Source organism: Serratia sp. L9 (assembly GCF_050632285.1).
Classification (GTDB): Bacteria; Pseudomonadota; Gammaproteobacteria; order Enterobacterales; family Enterobacteriaceae; genus Chania.
Genome location: NZ_CP192591.1, coordinates 2060974 through 2081867 on the forward strand (window position 1 = coordinate 2060974; position 20894 = coordinate 2081867).

Annotated in this window: 17 protein-coding genes and 2 pseudogenes; 10 read left to right on the forward strand and 9 right to left on the reverse strand. The window is 54.7% G+C overall.

Features of this window, described 5'->3' with window-relative positions; translation table 11 throughout:
• Window positions 1-13 precede the first annotated feature (13 nt).
• The 4 genes and pseudogenes from ACQ86O_RS09850 (at window position 14) to ACQ86O_RS09865 (ending at window position 4093) form a co-directional block, all read left to right on the forward strand.
• A pseudogene (locus ACQ86O_RS09850) lies at window positions 14-1266 on the forward strand (ATP-binding protein).
• A gap of 120 nt (window positions 1267-1386) precedes the next feature.
• Window positions 1387-1830, forward strand: coding sequence for a DUF1090 domain-containing protein (locus ACQ86O_RS09855; protein WP_431225070.1), 444 nt, complete (start codon window positions 1387-1389; stop codon window positions 1828-1830).
• 92 nt (window positions 1831-1922) lie between these two features.
• Entirely contained in the window at window positions 1923-2123 is a 201-nt protein-coding gene (locus ACQ86O_RS09860; protein ID WP_431225071.1) for a hypothetical protein, read from the forward strand.
• Complete coding sequence (locus ACQ86O_RS09865; protein WP_431225072.1) at window positions 2093-4093, forward strand: fimbria/pilus outer membrane usher protein; 2001 nt, start codon at window positions 2093-2095, stop codon at window positions 4091-4093. Before ACQ86O_RS09860 ends, ACQ86O_RS09865 begins: the two co-directional genes overlap by 31 nt.
• A gap of 86 nt (window positions 4094-4179) precedes the next feature.
• On the opposite strand, the gene ruvX is transcribed toward ACQ86O_RS09865, so the two are convergent.
• The 6 genes from ruvX to ACQ86O_RS09895 form a co-directional block, all read right to left on the reverse strand.
• Window positions 4180-4599, reverse strand: coding sequence for a Holliday junction resolvase RuvX (gene ruvX, locus ACQ86O_RS09870; protein WP_431225073.1), 420 nt, complete (start codon window positions 4597-4599; stop codon window positions 4180-4182).
• On the reverse strand, window positions 4599-5162 hold the full coding sequence (locus ACQ86O_RS09875; RefSeq protein ID WP_431225692.1) for a YqgE/AlgH family protein: 564 nt from the start codon (window positions 5160-5162) through the stop codon (window positions 4599-4601). Before ACQ86O_RS09875 ends, ruvX begins: the two co-directional genes overlap by 1 nt.
• A 78-nt stretch (window positions 5163-5240) precedes the next feature.
• Window positions 5241-6191: a glutathione synthase gene (gene gshB, locus ACQ86O_RS09880; RefSeq protein ID WP_431225074.1), complete on the reverse strand. Its 951-nt coding sequence runs from the start codon at window positions 6189-6191 to the stop codon at window positions 5241-5243.
• A 33-nt stretch (window positions 6192-6224) separates the two neighbouring features.
• Window positions 6225-6956: a 16S rRNA (uracil(1498)-N(3))-methyltransferase gene (rsmE, locus tag ACQ86O_RS09885; protein WP_431225075.1), complete on the reverse strand. Its 732-nt coding sequence runs from the start codon at window positions 6954-6956 to the stop codon at window positions 6225-6227.
• 68 nt (window positions 6957-7024) lie between these two features.
• The gene (gene endA, locus ACQ86O_RS09890) at window positions 7025-7723 is read right to left on the reverse strand and encodes a deoxyribonuclease I (RefSeq protein WP_431225076.1); all 699 of its coding nucleotides are present in this window, start codon (window positions 7721-7723) and stop codon (window positions 7025-7027) included.
• Window positions 7724-7838: 115 nt separating this feature from the next.
• A complete protein-coding gene (locus ACQ86O_RS09895) occupies window positions 7839-8339 on the reverse strand; it encodes a SprT family zinc-dependent metalloprotease (RefSeq protein ID WP_431225077.1) in 501 nt (166 codons plus the stop codon).
• 423 nt (window positions 8340-8762) lie between these two features.
• On the opposite strand from ACQ86O_RS09895, the gene fumA reads away from it, so the two are divergent.
• Both fumA and ACQ86O_RS09905 read left to right on the forward strand, forming a co-directional pair.
• Window positions 8763-10409, forward strand: a complete 1647-nt coding sequence (gene fumA, locus ACQ86O_RS09900; RefSeq protein ID WP_431225078.1) for a class I fumarate hydratase FumA — start codon at window positions 8763-8765, stop codon at window positions 10407-10409.
• A gap of 159 nt (window positions 10410-10568) precedes the next feature.
• Complete coding sequence (locus ACQ86O_RS09905; RefSeq protein ID WP_431225079.1) at window positions 10569-11435, forward strand: helix-turn-helix domain-containing protein; 867 nt, start codon at window positions 10569-10571, stop codon at window positions 11433-11435.
• On the opposite strand, the pseudogene ACQ86O_RS09910 reads toward ACQ86O_RS09905, so the two are convergent.
• Together ACQ86O_RS09910 and ACQ86O_RS09915 are read right to left on the reverse strand one after the other, a co-directional pair.
• A pseudogene (locus ACQ86O_RS09910) lies at window positions 11359-12410 on the reverse strand (XdhC family protein). The gene ACQ86O_RS09905 and the pseudogene ACQ86O_RS09910 sit on opposite strands and share 77 nt — an antisense overlap.
• Before the next feature lie 8 nt (window positions 12411-12418).
• Window positions 12419-12988 (reverse strand): nucleotidyltransferase family protein, encoded by a 570-nt coding sequence (locus ACQ86O_RS09915; RefSeq protein ID WP_431225080.1) that lies wholly within the window; start codon window positions 12986-12988, stop codon window positions 12419-12421.
• A gap of 257 nt (window positions 12989-13245) precedes the next feature.
• Here ACQ86O_RS09915 and ACQ86O_RS09920 point away from each other — a divergent pair, with 257 nt between their 5' ends.
• From ACQ86O_RS09920 to ACQ86O_RS09930, 3 genes are read left to right on the forward strand one after another with little or no spacing between them, the layout of a single operon-like run.
• Window positions 13246-16035, forward strand: coding sequence for a xanthine dehydrogenase family protein molybdopterin-binding subunit (locus tag ACQ86O_RS09920; protein WP_431225081.1), 2790 nt, complete (start codon window positions 13246-13248; stop codon window positions 16033-16035).
• Window positions 16032-16586, forward strand: coding sequence for a (2Fe-2S)-binding protein (locus tag ACQ86O_RS09925; protein ID WP_431225082.1), 555 nt, complete (start codon window positions 16032-16034; stop codon window positions 16584-16586). Before ACQ86O_RS09920 ends, ACQ86O_RS09925 begins: the two co-directional genes overlap by 4 nt.
• Window positions 16583-17824, forward strand: coding sequence for a c-type cytochrome (locus ACQ86O_RS09930; protein WP_431225083.1), 1242 nt, complete (start codon window positions 16583-16585; stop codon window positions 17822-17824). The genes ACQ86O_RS09925 and ACQ86O_RS09930 overlap by 4 nt, the downstream gene beginning before the upstream one ends.
• Window positions 17825-18122: 298 nt before the next feature.
• On the opposite strand, the gene ACQ86O_RS09935 is transcribed toward ACQ86O_RS09930, so the two are convergent.
• Window positions 18123-19502, reverse strand: a complete 1380-nt coding sequence (locus ACQ86O_RS09935; protein ID WP_431225084.1) for an amino acid permease — start codon at window positions 19500-19502, stop codon at window positions 18123-18125.
• 607 nt (window positions 19503-20109) lie between these two features.
• On the opposite strand from ACQ86O_RS09935, the gene pdhR reads away from it, so the two are divergent.
• Window positions 20110-20874, forward strand: coding sequence for a pyruvate dehydrogenase complex transcriptional repressor PdhR (gene pdhR / locus ACQ86O_RS09940; RefSeq protein ID WP_431225085.1), 765 nt, complete (start codon window positions 20110-20112; stop codon window positions 20872-20874).
• The last annotated feature ends 20 nt before the right edge of the window (window positions 20875-20894 follow it).

Genomic DNA, 20894 nt, shown 5'->3' on the forward strand with positions numbered 1-20894 from the left:
TGAGTCCGATCGTTTGATTTTACATCCACAACGTGCCGATATACGCCGCCTGATCGAAGCGGTAGCCATGTTATTTGATGGCGTAGCCCGGCAAAAAGGGCTGGCGTTGCGGTTGGATATCGATGCCGAGATCACCGGCGACGTGCTGATAGATCCGATGCGTTTCAAGCAGGTGCTATCGAATCTGGTAAGTAATGCCATCAAATTTACCGAGCAAGGGCAGGTGGCGCTCAGTGTGGCAGTCGATCAGATCGGTGAAGAGCGGATAGATCTGCGCTTACGCGTAAGCGATACCGGTAAAGGGATTGATGCCACCACCCAGCAACGTTTGTTCCAGCCCTTCACCCAAGGCCATGGGGAGACTGGGGGGCCGGGCTGGGGTTGTATATCTGCCGCAAGCTGGTGGAAATGATGGGGGGCAATATTACCTTGCACAGCGAGGCGGGTATCGGCAGCGAGGTTACCGTGCAGCTTTCGGTGGCAAGGCTGTTGAAGTTTGATCACCAGATCGCTCAGCAGGAAGCGGCTCCGGTAGCGGTATCACACTTGAGGATCCTGATCGTTGAAGATCACCATGCAGGCAGGATGCTGCTGACCCAGCAGTTGCTGTTTCTTGGCCATCGGCCAATCGCGGTAGGGGATGGGGAGCAGGCGCTGGTGCTGTTGGAGCAGGAACAATTCAACCTGATCATCACCGACTGCCAGATGCCCAAACGCGATGGCTATAGCCTGAGCCGCCAAATCCGCGACAACGAGCGGGAACAGCAGGCTGCCCCGGCGGTGATTTGGGGGTTGACGGCCAATGCCCAGGAGAGCGCACGTGAAGCTTGCCTGCAGGCCGGGATGGATGATTGCCTGTTTAAGCCGGTTAATCTGAGCATTTTAAAAGCCAAGCTGTCCGCGTTGCCTTTGAGCGTGGCGCAACCAAGCGAAGACGATGCGCCTTTTACCGTAGAGAATTTACCCGTGGAGCTACGCCAGCCGCTGGTGTTGCAAGAGTTTATCAAGACCCTGCTCGATTGCCTGCATGAGGACTGCGCGCAACTCGATGCAGAGATTCAGCAGCACCCCATCGAGCCGATAAACATCCAGGCGTTAGCCCACAAACTGGCTGGAGCTGCCCGGCTGGTGAATGCGGAAAGACTGAATCAGGCCTGCCAGGCACTGCATGACAACCCTGATAGCATCACCGCAGCAGCAGTACAGGAAGAGGCGCAGCGGCTGGCCAGCGCATTGGAACAGGTACAGCGGACTACAAGAGAGTAGTCCCATCCTACAGAGCAATTAAGGCTTGTGAAGATTTTAAGGTAATCGACGTCATCTTATTCTTTGTCGCACAGGAAGGGGGTTTGGTGCTCCCCATGTGTAATGATGTTTAAGGATAACATGATGAAAAAGATCACTAAATTAGCGGTACTGCCACTGGTTTTGGTTCTGGGCGCAAGCTTCTCTTCCCTGGCGACTGCCGGTTATGACTGCAACGCTAAACGTGCAGCGATTGAATATCAGATCCAGCAGGCTGAGAAATACGGTAACTACAACCGTGTTGCTGGCTTGAAGCGTGCTCTGAGCGAAGTCAATGCCCATTGCACCAACGGCAGCGTACTGCAGGATGCACAGAAAAAAGTCACCAAGCTGGAACAAAAACTGGCTGACAAGCAGAAAGACGTGAGAGAAATCAAAGCCGATCTGAGTGAAGCTCAGGCTAAAGGCGACGCCAAGAAAGTAGCCAAGTACCAGAAAAAACTGCAGGAAAAGCAGTCTGATGTAAAAGAGATCAAACAGGATCTGAAAAAAGCTCGCGCTGAGCTGGCTTCTCTGCAGAAGTAATAGCCGTGTTTAATAACTAAGGGGCGCATTTGCGCCTCTTTTTGCGTCTTGTGAAAAACACCGACTCATTGTGGTTTGCACTCAGGGAACGAATGAAATCCACCTTCCGCTTTGCCATCATGCCGCTGGCCCTGTGCGCTAACGGTGCTTGGGCAGAAATGAACAAAATCTATCTCATCATCAATGACAACTTTAAGGGCGAGATGGCGGTAAACCTCGGCGCAGACGAGGAACCCTGTATTAATGCCCCCATGCTGCGTGAATGGGGATCCGCGACTCGGCCGCTATGGTGATGGAAACTTCCTCGCAAGGTTGTATTCGCCCAGAAACGTTGAGCGCTCGCAAAATTGATATGTTCTACGACCCTATTGCGCAATTGCTGACGGTGGATATCCCGGCAGGCGTTTTGGGTGATAGCAAGTTGCAGGAGCGTTGGGACGATGGCATCAATGCGGCCTTTGTTAACTATCAGCTCAACTATGGCCATTATGCGGGTGAAAAATATCGTGACACTCAGCGGCATGAAAGCCTGTATGCCGATATTACCACTGGCATGAACATCGGCCCTTGGCGGCTGCGTTATCAACCTGTTTATCAGAAGGATACCTGGGGCAACCCCACCTGGCACACCGAAAGGGCGGCTGTATTTCGCGATATCAAACCTTTGCGTGCCACGCTGACTATGGGCGACAGCGTGACGCCCTCCGCCCTGTTCGAAAACGTGCGGTTTCGCGGGATAAGCCTGGTATCGGATAGCCGCATGTTGCCGGATGGCTTGCGGCAATTTTCCCCATGGGTCAGGGGTTTTGCGCGCAGCAATGCGGAAGTGCGGGTGCGGCAGAATGGTGAGTTGATTTATCAGACGTTTGTTTCCCCAGGGGTTTTTGTTCTGAAAGACGTCTACCCTCCGGCGTTGGAAGGGGACCTTACCGTTACCATAAGGGAAAGCGACAGCACCGAAACCGAGCGTAAAATCCCTTATTCCTCAATGCCAAACCTGGTTTACAGCGGCCAGTGGCGCTATGACGTCAGTGCAGGTCAATACCGGCCCTATTATGGGATGGAGCAGGAGCAGCCGCGCTTTGTCCAGGCTTCACTCAGTTACGGATTGCCGGGTAAAATTACCTTGTATGGGGGCGTGCAGGGGGCGGATATCTATCGCAGCGCGGCGATAGGGATTGGCAAAAGCTTTAACCAGTGGGGGGCGCTCTCAGCGGACTACAGTTTCTCTTCTGCTGACCAGCCAAGGCGTTCTGCACCGGATACCGGTGGCATGCTGCGAGTGCGTTATGCGAAGGCCTTCCCGGCCATTGAGTCCTCAATCAGCCTGATGGCGCAATATTATCCAAGGCAGCGTTATCGTACTTTTGGCGAGGCGATAGAGCAGCAGGCCACCTATTGGTGGGACTGGGAGGACGGTATTTTTGTCGGTGATTTTAACGATGAGAAAAAGTATCGCCTGGAGGCGCGCTACAACCAATATCTGACAGATTCTGACAGCCTCTACCTGACGCTGGTGCGCGAGTCCTGGCGGGGCAATCAGAAAGGTGAGACCAGCATTGAGATGGGCTACAGCGCCACTGTGGGCAAGGTTGACGTTTCCCTGTATGCGGAATATAACCGCACTTCCTACAGTAAAGATCAGGCGCAACTTGGGCTGTCTTTCTCGCTGCCGTTGAATGCGCTGGGCATGTCGCGCATGAAGCTGAATTATGACCACACGTTCGCTCACGATCGCACCGACAGCCGGCGGGTGGGGGTTAGCGGCACGCTGCTTTCCGACTATAGCCTGAGCTACAATGCCAGTACCAGCCAGAGCCAGCAATATGGCAGCAGCCAGGATCTTAGTGCCGATTATCAATATAACGCTGGTGAATTACGGATAGGGCATGCGCAAGGAAAGGGCTATCGCCAGCAGAACCTGGAGCTGTCCGGTAGCCTGATGGCGCATCAGGAAGGGGTTACACTGGGCCAAACGTTGGGGGATACCATGGCTGTCGTTAGCGTCTCTGGGACCCCGGGCATCGGCATCGATAATCAGTATGGCGTAAAAACGGACTGGCGAGGCTATGCCTTGATAAGCAACCTGACGCCCTATCGCGTCAACAGCCTGACGTTAGACAGCTTTGATTTACCTGAAACGATTGAACTACCTGAATCTGAAAAGGAAGTGGTGCCAACGGCCGGAGCGATCATGTTCAGCCGCTTTGCCCCGGCCCGGAAAATCAGCATGGATGCAGACCAAACCGACTCTTCCGAATAAGCTTCATAACGGCCCGTTCTCAACGGGGAGGAAAATAGCCCCGCACTTTGGTGGCAGGGCGTTATAGGCTAAGGGTTGGCAATCCATCAGCCCTGCTGCTCAAACCAACTTTCCAGAATCACCACCGCCGAGGCAGAGTCGACGCTGCCTTTGTCGAGCGCACGGAACCCACCACGATCGAACAGGTGTGAACGAGCCTCCACGGTGCTCAGGCGTTCATCGTGCAGCGCAATTTGTACGCCAAAACGGCCATGCAGGCGGTTGGCAAACTTACGTGCCCGCTCGGTCAGTGGCTGTTCGGTACCGTCCATGTTCAGCGGCAAACCAACCACCACCAGGTCTGGCTGCCACTCTTTGAGCAGGCGTTCAATCTTTTGCCAGTCTGGTACACCGTCCTGCGCTTTAAAGGCTGCCAGAGCCCGTGCAGTGCCGGTGATTTCCTGGCCGATAGCTGCACCGATGCTTTTAGTGCCGAAATCAAAGGCGATGATGGTGCGGTTGGTCATCAGGCGTGTCCTGCATGGTTGGCAATGCTGCGGATATCGATGCCCAGACGGTTTGCCGCCTCGCGCCAGCGGCTGGCGATGGGGGTGTGGAACAGAATATCGGTATCAGCCTCGGTGGTCAGCCAGGCATTATCCATCAACTCCTGTTCCAATTGCCCCTTCTCCCAACCGGCATAGCCGAGCGCTACCAGGACATCTTCTGGCTGATCCGGCGTGCCAAGCGTCTCAAGCACGTCTTTTGACGTGGTGATCATGGTCTCTGGTGAAATCTGGATGCTGGAACCAAAACCTTCACGGGGAGTGTGCAGAATAAAGCCACGATCGTCGGCCAGCGGTCCGCCAGCAAACACCGGCTTATCCAGGTTGATGGCAGGATCGCGTGACGAAGGTTTGATTTTGAGTTTATCCAGCACCGAATCTACGGTGAAATGCTCCACCGGTTTATTGATCACCAACCCCATGGCGCCATCGTCATTATGCTCGCAAACATATATCACCGAATGTTTGAAGCGCGGGTCTTGCATTGCAGGCATGGCAATCAGGAAATGGTGCTGTAAATTCATATCGTTATCTAAAATCTTCATCGGTTGGGAAGTCAAATGCCGTTCCCTCTCCCTATCAGGAGAAGGAACGTCGTCGGTTTACTTCGCGGCCAGACGTTTTTCAATGGCATCCATCAGCATGCCGGTGACAGAAACCGGGAAGGCAGCTTCTATCTCGCGGGCACAGGTTGGGCTGGTGACGTTGATCTCGGTAAGGCGATCGCCAATAACGTCCAGGCCAACAAAAATCAGCCCTTTCTCTTTCAGCGTTGGGGCGACAGCACGCGCAATTTTCCAGTCGCTTTCACTCAATGGACGTGCTTCGCCACGGCCGCCAGCCGCCAGGTTACCACGGGTTTCACCCTGCGCCGGAATACGTGCCAGGCAGTAAGGCACCGGCTCACCATCCACCACCAGAATACGCTTGTCCCCTTCCTTGATGGCAGGCAGGAAGTTTTGCGCCATACAGAAACGGCTGCCGTGCTCGGTCAGCGTTTCGATAATTACCGACAGGTTGGGATCGTCTTGCTTCACACGGAAAATTGATGCCCCTCCCATGCCGTCCAGCGGCTTGAGGATAATGTCACCGTGCTGCTGGTGGAACTTGCGGATATGTTCTTTGCTGCGGCTGACCAACGTGTCTGGGGTCAGTTCCGGGAACCAGGCGGTGAACAGCTTTTCATTACAGTCGCGCAGGCTCTGTGGCTTGTTAACCACCAGCGTTCCTTTCACTTCCGCACGTTCCAGAATGTAAGTTGCATAGATATATTCAGTATCGAATGGCGGATCCTTACGCATCAGGATCACATCCAGATCCTGCAACGCCAGATCCTGCTCGGAATCAAAGCTGAACCAGCTTTCTTTATCTTCTTTTACGGTCAGCAGGCGAGTGCGCGCACGGCCATCACCGGCATGCAGATAGAGATCGTTCATCTCCATGTAATGCAGTTCCCAACCGCGGCGCTGCGCTTCGAGCAGCATGGCGAAGCTGGTGTCTTTCTTGATATTGATGGAAGCAATAGGGTCCATCACGATGCCGAGCTTGATCATCTTTTCTCCTTACGAACCTGTGAGGACAGGCCCTTAGCCCAGGTCGCCGAAACGGACCTGCAAAGCGGTAATTGCGGTGAGCGCGGTGGTTTCTGTACGCAAAACGCGTGGCCCCAGCAGGATATCAGTAAATCCATAGCCTGTGGTCATGGCAATTTCATCGGCGGATAACCCACCTTCTGGCCCGATCAACAACCGCACATGTTCTACCGGCAACGGTAATGTATTGATGCTTTGGCTGGCGCGCGGATGCAGGTTCAGTTTAAGGCTGCCATCCTGTTCGGCACACCAGGCTTCCAGTGGCATTGCTTCGCGGATTTCCGGGATGCGGTTGCGGCCACATTGTTCACAGGCTGCAATAACGATTTTCTGCCACTGCTGGCGTTTTTTCGCCAAACGCTCCCCGTCCAGTTTAACGCCACAGCGCTCGGAAAACAGCGGGGTGATGACGTTCACGCCCAGCTCAATGGATTTCTGAATGGTGAACTCCATTTTTTCGCCACGGGAGATAACCTGGCCAAGATGCAAGTTGAGCGGAGATTCCCGGTCTTCCAACTGCCCGGCGCTGATGCGAACCAGCACGTTCTTTTTATCCACCCGGATGATTTCGGCGTCGAATATCTGGTTGCTGCCATCAAACAGTTGCAGCACCTGCCCGGCGCTCATCCGTAGCACGCGGCCAATATGATTGGCGGCATCTTCGCTCAGTGCGATCTCTGCACTGGCGCTCAACGGGTCCGGGTGATAAATGCGGGGTATACGCATAATGATTGTCAGATCCTGGCTCGATAAAACGGCGCTGCCTGTTGGCAACGCGAAAGCACTATAGTAGGTCAGCCTTTTCGCTGCTGACAAGCTTGTTGAATATAAGGGTTGTGATTTCCTTGTACCATGGCGATGCGTGCTTCTCGTTGACATTCCCATGTGCTGACCGGGTACTGGCGATCCCAGGCGTTAAACAATTGGGTTTGCTGGCGCGAAAGCGATAATTGGTAACGATCGCGCATATAAAAGTAGGTTCGGGCAATCGCGCCACGAGCCCGGGCTGGCGGTTCGGCCTGTTTGTTCTTGAAATCGACCTTCATCGGGCATTGGCCGTATTGGCCTTCGCCCCCACGCCACTGGCTGTACATAAAGTTGTTGCGATCGCCGTTCACTTCGCCGATGGCGGGTTGCAGGTTGTGCAGATCAATCTCTATCTGGCGATAGACCGGATCCTTGTTGCAGTTTTTGCGGCCGCCGTTTTGCCAGCATTGTAACTGATGGCCGAATTGCCAGGCAGGAACCACGTGCTCCCACTCGATACGCCCGGCGCGCTGGGCATTTTTACGCACCTGATAACCACAGCTCTCAAGATCGGGAACGCCTTTCTTGCCTTGCCAGTCAATTTTGCAACCACAGTAAAAACTCCCGGGACCGTTCTGGTTGATTTTGGCTGCGGCGGCTTTAGCCTGATTGAAGTTATTGATGCCTTTTGCCAGCGTGCTGCCGGAGGCGGTCAGAATCACCATTAACAAAATTTTGCGATGCATATTCCAAAACTGCCCAAAATTGGAAAAGCAGGCAGGGTAACGGAATTGGCAGGCAGTAGCAAATGGGGATAATTACTTGTTTTTTAAAATGTAAATATTTCGATAACGGCTTTCGTTAACCGGAAAACGCCAGCTTTTCGCCGCATTGGCGACAGCGGTATTCACTCTCACCACGCATCACCCGATTATGGCGGCGTAGGGTAAGTTGATGCTGCTGGCAGGCGCAGCGATAGGGGAAGGTTTTGCTCTGCACCGAGCTGGTTTCAAACTGGTGGGTGCGGCTGGCGGAAACCTGTAACACGCTTTCCATCATCCAGCGCCATTCACGGCCATGCGGCGGCACGCGTCCAAACCGGCGGAATACCAGCAGATGGGCCAGTTCATGGGGAACAACCTCATCGATAAATGGCTGTTGGTTTTCCATCAACAGTACTGGATTAAGGCGTATTTCCCAGGCTTGCAGCCAGGCGGTGCCCGCGCTGGTGCCGCGTTGCTGGTAGACAATCTTGGGTTCTGGGAATTCAACGGCAAAATGCTGTTGCGCCAGCTGCAGTTTGGCCCGCAGGCAGCGCATCACCGCTTGTTGCAGCGCTATGGGGATCCTTACTCTATTCATTGGCGCTAGCTTAAGCAATGGCGCGGCGGCTGGCAACGGCTGGTGTAAGGAAATTATCACCTGCTGCAAACCAGTTATTTCCCCACAATGATAACCCGATCGACTCCTACAGATTGTAATCAATGTGTTAACTGCGGGATAATATGCCTGCCGCCTTCAAACTGCAGCGTTGTTACCGGCAGTTTGAAGGCGACGGGTATAAACAGTGCCTGATGAGGCTGTACCCGCAGTTCTCACCGGATGAGGTCAGAAAAGCGCCACAGAGGGTAAATCCCTGCGTTAATAGCGGTTATTTTTGCGATTTGGCGCAATAACTGGCTACCTAAAAATACGTAAGGTGTGGGGAGTTTTTTGACGCAGCGCGCCCCGAGCACGCTGAGTAAGTGTGAATTTAACGCAGCTGATGTTGCAAGTGAGAGATTAATGTCGAATAAACCGTTCCATTATCAAGATCCATTCCCGCTGAAAAAAGACGAAACCGAATACTATCTGCTAAGTCGCGATCACGTTTCCATCAGCGAATTTGCTGGCCAGGAAGTCCTCAAAGTTGATCCCCAAGCCCTGACCCTTCTTGCCCAGCACGCTTTCCATGACGCCTCATTTATGTTGCGCCCGGCACACCAGCAGCAAGTGGCTGATATCCTCAACGACCCAGAAGCCAGTGAGAACGACAAGTACGTTGCGCTGCAATTTTTGCGTAACTCAGAAATCGCCGCCAAGGGTATTTTGCCAACCTGCCAGGATACCGGCACCGCGATCATCGTAGGTAAAAAAGGCCAGCGGGTCTGGACCGGCGGTGGGGACGAAGAAGCCCTGTCGCGCGGGGTGTATAACACCTTTATCGAAGATAACCTGCGCTACTCGCAAAACGCCGCGTTGGATATGTATAAAGAGGTCAACACCGGCAGCAACCTGCCTGCACAGATCGATCTCTATAGCGTGGACGGTGAGGAGTATAAATTCCTGTGCATTGCCAAGGGCGGTGGCTCAGCCAATAAAACCTATCTGTACCAGGAAACCAAGGCGCTGCTATCGCCGGGTAAGCTGAAAGATTATCTGGTGGATAAAATGCGTACCCTGGGCACCGCAGCTTGCCCGCCGTACCACGTTGCCTTTGTTATCGGCGGGACTTCTGCGGAAGCCACGCTAAAAACCGTGAAGCTGGCTTCAACCAAATATTATGATGGCCTGCCGACGGAAGGTAATGAGCATGGCCAGGCGTTCCGTGATGTGGCATTGGAAGAAGAACTACTGAAAGAAGCCCAGAACCTGGGCCTGGGTGCGCAGTTTGGCGGGAAATACTTCGCGCATGATGTGCGTGTGGTGCGTTTGCCGCGCCACGGCGCATCCTGCCCGGTCGGGATGGGGGTTTCCTGTTCTGCTGACCGCAACATCAAAGGCAAGATCAACCGCGAAGGGATCTGGCTGGAGAAAATGGAGCACAACCCGGGTAAATTTATCCCGCAGGAGCTGCGCCAGGCGGGTGAAGGGGAAGCGATCAAGGTGGATCTTAACCGCCCGATGCCCGAGATCCTTAAACAACTGTCCCAATACCCGGTTTCTACCCGCCTTTCCCTGAGCGGGACCATTATTGTCGGGCGCGATATTGCTCACGCTAAGCTCAAAGAGCGCCTGGATCGCGGCGAAGGCTTGCCGCAATACGTTAAAGATCACCCGATCTACTACGCAGGTCCGGCCAAGACGCCAGAAGGTTACGCCTCTGGTTCTCTGGGGCCGACCACCGCAGGGCGCATGGACTCTTACGTCGATCTGTTGCAGTCAAATGGCGGCAGCATGATCATGCTGGCCAAAGGCAACCGTAGCCAGCAGGTAACGGATGCCTGCCATAAGCACGGTGGATTCTACCTGGGCAGTATCGGAGGCCCGGCCGCGGTGCTGGCCCAGCAGAGCATCAAGAGCCTGGAGTGTGTGGAATATCCGGAACTGGGTATGGAAGCCATCTGGAAGATTGAAGTGGAAGATTTCCCGGCGTTTATTCTGGTGGATGATAAGGGCAATGACTTCTTCCAGAAGATCCAGCAATCGCAATGCACGCGCTGTGTGAAGTAATCTGACAGACCGCCGCCCGACCCGACTGCGGGCGGCAAATTTTAGCCCTGTGTAAAGTCATGTAGCTTGCTGGACGACAAGTTTTAACCTGTATACCCTATGTGCTAAGCAGTAAAACGCGTATAAATGCATATTGGTAATATAAGGTTCGGCAAACATATGGGAACGCAGGAAAATCATATAAGGGAACTGTTGGTCTGGATTGAAGACAATCTGACCAATCCGCTGTCGTTAGATATTGTCTCCGCCAAATCCGGCTATTCAAAATGGTATCTGCAGCGAATGTTCAAGAAGCAGACCAACCTGTCGCTGGCTTCTTATATACGAGCCCGCCGTTTGTATCTTGCTGCCTTTGCCCTGCGCTTCACGCAAAAGAGCATTCTTGATATTTCTGTCGAATATCAGTTTGATAGCCAACAAACTTTTTCCCGATGCTTCAAAAAGCACTTTGCAGAATCCCCCGGAGCCTATCGTCATGCCCGAAATCAGGACTTCAGCAATCTGGTTCGTTCGCTGTCGGCCAATCAGCCTGGTGATATCCAGGTCGAGCGTGTCACGATCGTGCCAGGGCAATATGTTCTCAAAGGGAAAAGCTACTCCTACTATCTGGAAGTCGCCGAACTGGACAAGTCGCATCTGCATATCCGCAATGGGATCAGGGAGCAGTTCTATACGTTGTTGGGTGGGCGGGCGTCATTGACCTATTCGCTTACCCAGATGATACCGGATGGGGAACGGGCCAGAATCGATTATTCCCTTGGGGTGGCGGCTGACTACCCGCTCAATAACGACGTGGAGCTGGAAGCGCTGCCGGAAATACACGGCGAGTTTTGCCGTTTTTGCTATTCCGGCAAGCCGGTATCATTGAACGACCACCTCGCGCAGATTTACACCCAGGTATTACCGGAGCTCGGCCTGGCCCGCGGTGACGGAGCAGACCTGACCCTATTCAATTACTCCCTGAACGAGCAGGAAGAACTGCTGCTGGAACTTCAGCATCTGGTGCCGGTGGTGCCTCTGCGTTGACCTGCCTGGCGGGGGAATACGGTTTTTCTGTTGCACGATATCGGCCATCACCGCCAGTGCGATTTCCGCCGGGGTTTTGCTGCCCAGCGCCATCCCGATAGGGGCATGAATGCGTTCCAGATCCTGGGGGCTGAATTGCGCAATCTGCTGCAGCCGCTGACGGCGACGATCGCTATTGCGTTGCGAACCCATCGCACCAATGTAAAACGCCGGGGTATAGATAGCCTCCATCAGCGTTAAATCATCCATCCGGGGGTCGTGTGTCAGCGCCACAATCGCGGTGTTGGCGTGGCAGCCTCCCTCTTCAATAAATTTCGCCGGGAACTGGCGTATCAGAGTGATATGGGGTTTGAGCTGGCCGACGAAGTTATCCAGCGCTTCCGGGCGGTTCTCACAAACCAGTACTTCGAAACCCAGCGCACTGGCAAAATCGGCGCAATACAGCGCGACGCTGGAAAGCCCGGCAATCAACAGCCTTGGCGCTGCGGCGATATGCAGTGCAATCTCTTGCTGGTGGTATTCCACCTGGGTGCTGCTGGTAAAACCTGTCGTTTCCAGACTGCTGCACGGATTGGGCAAGGTCAGGCGTTTGATCAGTGCATGGTGGCCAGCCAAGGCCTGGGCAATCGTGTTCATGTAGCCGATGCTGGCATTGCCTGCTGGCAGGTGTTCGATCAGCACGTCCAGCACGCCGCCGCAGGGGAGAGCAACGTTGGGGTTCAGGCCACCTGCGCCGTAACGGATCACCTGGCTGGCGGCCTGATATTCCCCCTCAGCCAGACGGCGCAGAAAGTCCTCCTCCACACAGCCCCCGGACAATGAACCACAATAATGCCCGTCAAGCGTAGCCACCATCAGCGCCCCGGGTGAGCGCGGAGAGGAACCGTAGGTATTGAGCACGGTGCACAGCCATACCGGCTGTTGTTCCAGCCAACTTATCGCCTGGCTGACTACGGTGGTATCAAGGTGTTGCATTCAGTAATTTACTCGCTGGCCGCTAGTTGTGAGGGCAGGTCGATATCCTGCACGATGGTGGGTTGATCCAGATGGAGCACATAAACCTGCTCATGGTGGAGTAATTCACGCGCGCCATTATCTCCGCGCAATGCACACAATTGTTTGCGCAATGTTGCGCAAAAGCCTACCGGGTGGCCAGGCTGAAGTTGGAAGCTTGGTCGTACTATCGGGTGTTGGCGCAAGGCGTCTGCAACCTGCAGGAAGACTTGCGGCGTGACGAAAGGCATATCCGCTAAATGGATCAGCCAGCCATCCCAATCGGCCGTGGCCGTAACGCCTGCGGCGATGGACTCCCCAAGGCCGCTGCTGGCCAGCAAGGTAAAGGGAACCTGGTGCGCGCTACAGGCTTGCTGCACCAGTGTATTTTCCGGCCTGGTCACCACATGCACCGGCAAGCCCGAGGCCAGCACCTGCTGCAAAGTCTGTTCAAACACCCTCTTGCCACGCAATACGGCGTTGAGTTTGTTCCCCTTGCCGCCAGCCTGGGTAAAACGTTCACCGCGCCCGGCAGCGGCAATCACGATACCTATTGTCATTTGGTTTACCCGCAGTTGCGCAAATTATGGTCCCCACCATAGCGTTGGGTGTTTTTTATATGTGTTTTTTCTGAAAACAGCATGTTAATTCTCCCATGATTTTGGTTATAAGCATATGCTTATAGCGTCTCCGGCAAGGGTACCAGCGTTTGCGCAACAAAAGCGCTGAAATAACGACAACCCTTTTTCCTCCAGGTTACGGCGTAATTGTCGTCCTTGGGGGAATGGGTACATAAAAAAGATGTAAAGGACACTTTATGAGCAATTTCAACCCGTCACGGCGTCGATTTATCAAAGGTGCCGTGATTGCGGGGGTATCTGTCTACCTCGCTCCCCTCTACAGCCGCGCCTATGCCGCGCTGTTTGAACAGAAGATCCTGCAATCGCCTAACTGGGATGCGCAAAACAAACGCATCCGCTACCGTATTGATGGCCGTGCCAAGGTGATGGGGCAGAAAGTATTTGCCCGTGATATCCGCGCGGTTGATATGCCGCACTGGCCGCAAAAACAGGCACATGCCTTTATTCTCCGGGTCACTAAGGCCGATCGCTTGTTTGGCGGTATCGATCTTTCTCTACTGGGCGAAGACTTACAACCGGATCGTGTAGTGACGGCAGAAGATCTGGCGCGTGACGGCCTGGCTTTCCCGGCGTTTTATGGCGATGACATGCTGCTGCCGCAGGGCAAAACCCCAGCCTACCTCGGCCAGGCGGTGGCGATCCTGATTTATCATGATTTTGCCCGTTTTCGCTTTGCCAAAGATAAATTGAAATTCCGCGATGAAGTCATCCGATATGGCAGCGAAACAGGCCCGCTCCAGCGCGATCCTTGGGGCAGTTTCCGGTATGTGCGCGTTGGTGGGGATAAGCCCTCCGACGACGATCGTTTCTCCAGTCTGAAAGACAGCCCGATTTTCCCACTCTCGATGAGAAGGCATTTACCGGTGTGGCCAGAGGGGCGCGAGGGCGGCCAACTGGATCAGGAAGGCATGTATTACGCGGGGATGATTGCTGACCAACTGAAAACCCCACCGGCAGATTGGCTGGTGATGTCGCGCCACTACACCACGCAATCTATTGATACCTCGGCGTTGGAGCCGGACAACGCCAACGGCTGGTTTGATACCACCACCCAAACTCTGCATCTGGTGATCCCGACCCAATCCCCGCAGGAGGTGGCCGATGAAATGCCACGTATGCTGGCCAAACGCCATCAACCGGTAAAACAGCTGATCTTGCACCCTTGTTACACCGTCGGTTATGGCTCAAAAGATCACTACAACTTCCCGTATTACGGCGCGGTTGCCGCACTCTACGGCGATGGGCTGCCGGTACGGCTGGCCAATGATCGCTTCGAGCAGTTCCAGACGGCAATCAAGCGCCACGCCTTCGATATGAATTATCACATCGCGGTAAACAAGCAGACGGGAGTGTTACAGGCGTTCCAGGGAGCGATGACCGCCGACGGCGGTGGGCGCAGCAACTTTACGCCTTCGGTGGTGATGGTTGGCGCTACGGCGGCCCAGTCGATTTACTATTTCCCGAAAAGCGACCTTTCTTCGGTCGGGCTGGCATCCCGCGCCATTGATGCCGGCTCTGCTCGCGGTTACGGCACCCTGCAAAGCATGGCTGCCACCGAAATGATGATGGATGAGCTGGCAGAAGAACTGAAGCTCGATCCGATCGAATTCCGCCTGCGTAACGTGCTCAAATCCGGCATGAAAAATACCCAGGGGGCGATCCCGGCGGGGGCCATTCGTGCCGATGAGGTGCTGGAGAAAGCCGCGCAGCATGTGATGTGGCTCAAACGTGCCGAGCGCAAAGTGGAATTTGAGAGCCAATATCCGGGCAAGCGCTATGGCGTCGGTTTTGGTTGCGTGCAAAAGGACTTTGGCACCGGGGCGGAAACCTCTTTTGCCCGGGTGGAGCTGAGTATAGACGGGCGCATCACCCTGTATCACAGTGGGGCAGAAATGGGCACCGGCATGTCAACATCACAATCGGTGCTGTGTGCGCAGTGGCTGGGTAAACCGGCGGATGAGGCCCATTTCTCGGTGACCGATTGGTCGCTGCTGCCGATGGAAACCAGCGGCGATCCCTACCTGATGTCGCAGGAAGATCAGGACAAACTGCAAACCAACCCGAACTGGACGCCAAGCTATTGTTCCCCTTCCAGCGCCAGTAACTCCGCTTACTATTTCTCGCACAGCACCCGTGAGGCTGCGCGTCTGGTGTTTGAGCAAGGGCTGTGGCCAGCGGCACTGGCTATCTGGCAAACCGGCATTGGTGGCGGCCAGGCGGCCCCGTTGGTGGTGCGCATAGAAGACGCACGCTGGGTAGAAGGGGGTCTGACGGCGGCAGGGATGCAGATATTACCGTTAGAGCAACTAGCGAAAAAAGCTTATCAGATGGGCAGCCTCACCGGAGCGGTGGTGCACGTGTTCAACCGCTGGCAATGGGCTGAGGCGGAGTTCATGCTGAATAATCAAAGTGAGCGCTTACCGATCGACGGGCTGGCAGTGCGCAACGGTAATGGCGAGTTCACAACCCTGGCACGTGAGCAGGTTTATTACCCGCCAACGCAGCGTAATAACGCTGCGGTGACCTATTACAGCGCCGTTGGCACGCTGGTGGAAGTGGCGGTGGATATCGCGACCGGCAAGGTTGAGCTGCTGAACCACCATTCGATTATGGAGTGCGGCAACCTGATCGTGCCGGAATTGGTCTCCGGCCAACTGCAAGGCGGCCTGGCGATGGGGATCGGCCACGCGCTGCATGAGTATTTACCTTTGTACGAAGATGGGCCGGGTAACGGCACCTGGAACTTCAACCGTTACCATTTACCGCGCGCCAGCGATGTGGCGGTCTGGAAGCAGACCGGTGACATCCTGCCTGCGCTATCGGAAACCGATCCGCCGAAAGGGATGGCGGAAGTAGTGATGATCCCGGTGGTCGCTGCATTGGTTAACGCCATTGCCCATGCTACCGGTCATCGTTTCCGTGATTTGCCTGTCCGTGCCGAGAATATTCTTGAGGTATTACCATGAGCATTAAAACCCAACCCATCACTCTGACCGTTAACGGCCAGCAATATGGCCCTGTCGAAGTACCGGAAGGGCTGATGATGATCGACTTCCTGCACGAATATCTCGATCTGACCGGATCACGCCTCGGTTGCGGCCAGGGGATCTGCCACGCCTGTGTAGCGATCCTCGATCACCCGAGCGGTACCAGCGAAGAGATCCGCACCTGCATTACCGGCGCGCATTTTTTCAATGGCAGGCAGGTACGCACCATTGAGGGCCACGCAAAGGTAGATAATGAGGGGGAAGTGGCCGAACTCTCGCCAATCCAGCAATCATTCCTCGATCATTACAGCTTCCAGTGCGGCTATTGCACGCCGGGTTTTGTTAACGCGGCGACCGTATTTGTTGAGAAGCTGAGGCGTGATCCGATCCCGCGCGATAGCCTGGAAAGCGCAATTGAGCAGGCCCTGGAGAATCATATCTGCCGCTGCACCGGCTATGTGCGTTACTACGAAGCGGTGCGCGACGTGGTGTTGAACACGCCAGGTCTGCTTAAGGAGACGGCGAAATGAAAAAACGTCTCGCACTGTTGATAGTGCTGATAGCGGCGATCGTGATCGCCGTTCTATGGTGGCGGGAAAACCGCGCCTATGATGGCCCAGTGCAGAAGGTGGCTGCCAGCAGCGAGCAGATTGCCCGTGGGCGCTACCTGACGCAGGCTGCCGATTGCGCCGCCTGCCACACCGCCCCTGGCGGGGCGCCATTGGCGGGTGGCTATCCGCTGGATACCCCGTTTGGCACTATTTATGGCAGCAATCTGACGCCGTCGGCGGATCACGGCATTGGCCGCTGGAACAAAGACGATTTCTTCCTGGCGTTGACTCAGGGTGTTGCACCTGGGGGCCGTCATTTGTACCCGGCGATGCCTTACACATCCTACAAAGGGATATCGCGTGAAGACGCAGATGCTATTTACGCCTATCTGATGTCACGCCCGCCGGTGGATGTTGCCACGCCGGAAAACGATATGCCGTTCCCCTTCAACCAACGCATGGCGCTGATCGGCTGGAATTTACTGTTCCGCAGCAGCGATCCGCTACCGGCCAGCTCACAGGGTGATTCAGCTGAATGGCAGCGTGGCCGCTACCTTGCTGACACACTCGGGCACTGTGGCGAATGCCATACGCCGCGTGGCATGTTGGGGCAGATGGAGTTGAGTAAGCCGATGCAGGGGGGCGATCTGGGGCGGTTCAGTGCACCGGATATTACGCCACAAGGGCTGGCGCAGCGTGGTTGGACACCGGACGATCTGAGCCGTTTCCTCAGCACCGGCATGGCCCCGCAAGGCTCCGCTTTCAGCGAAATGCATATGGTGGTGGATCTCAGCACCCGTCATCTGACACCGGAAGATCAGCGGGCATTGGTGACTTATCTGATGGGCGATAAGCCGCCAGCGGCGGTTGCTGTTAAAACCGGGCAGGGCAGTGAAGCCGGGCGTATCACTTATCTCGATCAATGTTCAGCCTGCCATGAGCGTGATGGTGCGGGCAAACCGCATGTGGCGGTGGCGATGCGTGATAACGCCACGCTGCGTCAGCCAGACGGCAAGAACCTGATCGTCTCAGTGTTGGACGGCCTACCGGCGCAGCAGTTCCCTGGCAACGAAAGCATGCAGAGCATGCCGGGCTTTGCCGATCGGCTGGATGATGCCCAAATTGCTGAACTGGTGAATTATCTGCGTGTGACCTGGGGAGGATTGCCGGGAGACATCACCGCCGGGCAGGTGAAGGCATTACGCGCAGCTCACTAAACGCGGCGCTGGGTGACCAGCGTCTGATGTTAACGATTGTCCTCTGGGGGGCGCCAAACAGTGGCATCCCCCATGCCGTAGCCCATCTTCTCTTTTATCGATAGGGCATCGCTCTTCATGGCTATTTTCTCCGCAGTGGCCGGGCAGAACAGGTAAATCGCATTATTGCCTTGGGCGACGGCGGGCTATCAGAAATTAATGATGGCTAAGATGGACAAACCAGCCACTGCGGGAGAAGTGATAATGGGGGAGGGAAGAAACAGGCCCGCGATTGCGGGCCTGATAGTCTGCTGAAATCTTAGCGGATTGTTGTCGCGCGTTCCGAGCTTTGGCCGCGCTGTTTGATAACGTAGCCAACGCCGAGAATGGCAAGCCACACCGGGATCAGCAGTACGGAGATTTGGATACCCGGCGTCAGGTACATAATCACCAGGATACCCGCCAAAAACGTCAGGCACAGATAGTTACTGAATGGATACCAGAATGCCTTGAACTTGGGTTCCACGCCTTCACGGATTTTCGCCGCGCGGAATTTCAGGTGCGCCAGGCTGATCATCGCCCAGTTGATCACCAGAGCAGAGACCACCAGCGCCATCAGCAGCTCAAAGGCACGGCCAGGGATCAGGTAGTTAATCAGTACGCAAAGTGCGGTTGCCAGCGCTGAGAAACCGATGGCAACCACCGGTACGCCACGGCGATCGACTTTCAGCAGGGCTTTAGGGCCATTGCCCTGTTTTGCCAGGCCGTACAGCATGCGGCTGTTGCAGTAAACGCAGCTGTTGTACACCGACAGCGCCGCCGTCAATACCACGATGTTCAGCACCGTGGCGACCAGATTGCTGTTCAGCGCATGGAAGATCAGTACAAACGGGCTGCCGCCTTCAACGACTTTGCCCCAAGGGTAGAGCGACAGCAGGATCGCCAGCGAGCCGATATAGAAGATCAGGATGCGGTAGATAACCTGGTTGGTGGCTTTGGGGATGCTTTTCTCTGGGTTGTCGGCCTCGGCAGCGGTAATGCCCACCAGCTCCAATCCACCAAAGGAGAACATGATCACTGCCATCGCCATCAGCAGCCCCATAGTGCCGTTCGGGAAGAACCCGCCCTGGGCCCACAGGTTGGTGACCGTAGCTTCCGGGCCGCCCATGCCGCTCAACAGCAGGTAGGCACCAAAAGCGATCATGCCAATAATGGCGACCACTTTGATGATGGCAAACCAGAATTCCATTTCGCCATAAACCTTCACATTCGACAGGTTGATGGCGTTAATCGCCAGGAAAAATACAGCGGCGGACACCCAGGTGGGGATTTCCGGCCACCAGTATTGCACGTAGATCCCTACGGCGGTCAGTTCCGCCATGGCGACCAGCACATACAGCACCCAGTAGTTCCAGCCAGAAGCGAAACCGGCGAAGTTACCCCAATATTTGAAGGCAAAGTGGCTGAAGGAACCGGCAACCGGTTCTTCTACGACCATTTCACCCAACTGACGCATGATCAGAAAGGCAATAAAACCGCCAATTGCATAACCAAGAATGACCGAGGGACCGGCCATTTTTATTGTTTGCGCGATACCGAGGAACAAGCCGGTACCTATTGCGCCACCTAAGGCAATGAGCTGAATATGGCGGTTTTTCAGACCGCGCTTCAGCTGGTCGCCGTTATGTTGACCATCCATCAATGAAACCCTCTGTCGTTGCATAATGCTCACTACTGTAAAGCAGTGATTACGATGTGTGTTGCTTTTTGTTTACGGCGTTATAGCTATAAATTCAACGGCGCCGCTACCGTTTGGCAAAGAATAATGCTAAGGGGCCAGGTTTGCACCTGGTTTATTGTGCGAATGATGAAGATTGCAGCAGTTTAGGAAACAAAATGCGGGTTGTGTGACGAGAGGGGGATTGTGTGCGTGAAATAAGCAATAAATCACATAATGCGCAAAAATAAGTTCGATTAACCCGTTTTTTTGCGCGAAAAAGCAGCGCTTGATCCACGGCTCGGGCCGCGAAAACGGCCAATAATAACCCTGCAATAAAACCCCTTCATTGTGCTTAACCAGAGGTTTCATAAAAGTTAAATCAGCTCGTTACCTCGTAAATGGTATTACCAACGCCGCGTTACCAGTTTGCAGCCGACTGTGAAACGAGGTGTTAAAATGTGCGGGTTAGATGATTTCGATCAAGGCCTATATGGACAGGAGGTGAATACTTTGTTACTTTACCGTCACGTTTTTGAAATTGGTATTACCAATTTACTCCGCGCACTTCGCAGAGAAGAAATCACCCATGGCTTACAGCAAAATCCGCCAACCCAAGTTGTCAGACGTTATCGAGCAACAGCTCGAATACCTGATCCTCGAGGGTACGCTTCGTCCGGGCGAAAAATTGCCTCCGGAGCGCGAGTTGGCGAAACAGTTTGATGTTTCGCGTCCTTCTCTGAGAGAGGCTATCCAGCGCCTGGAAGCCAAAGGGCTGCTCCTGCGTCGTCAGGGCGGTGGCACCTTTGTACAAACCAATCTGTGGCAAAGCTTCAGCGATCCGCTGGCTGAACTGCTGGCTGACCATCCTGAATCGCAATTTGATCTGCTTGAAACCCGTCATGCCCTTGAAGGCATCGCTGCCTATTACGCCGCGTTGCGTGGGACTGACGAAGATCTGGCACGCATCCGTGATTGCCATCATTTGATCCAGCAGGCTCAAGATAGTGGCGATCTGGATGCCGAAGCCGATGCGGTCATGCACTATCAAATTGCGGTGACCGAAGCTGCCCATAACGTGGTGTTACTGCATCTGCTGCGCTGTATGGGCCCGATGCTGGAACAGAACGTGCGTCAGAACTTTGAATTGCTCTACTCGCGCCGTGAGATGTTGGCGAAAGTGAGCAGCCATCGCGCCGGGATATTTGAGGCGATTGTGGCACGCGAACCTGAAAAGGCCCGTGAAGCCTCGCACCGCCATTTGGCGTTTATCGAGGAAATCTTGCTGGATCTCAGCAGAGAACACACCCGGCGCGAGAGATCGCTGCGGCGTCTCCAGCAACGCAAGGATTAAGAGCGGTTCTCTTCAGGGTA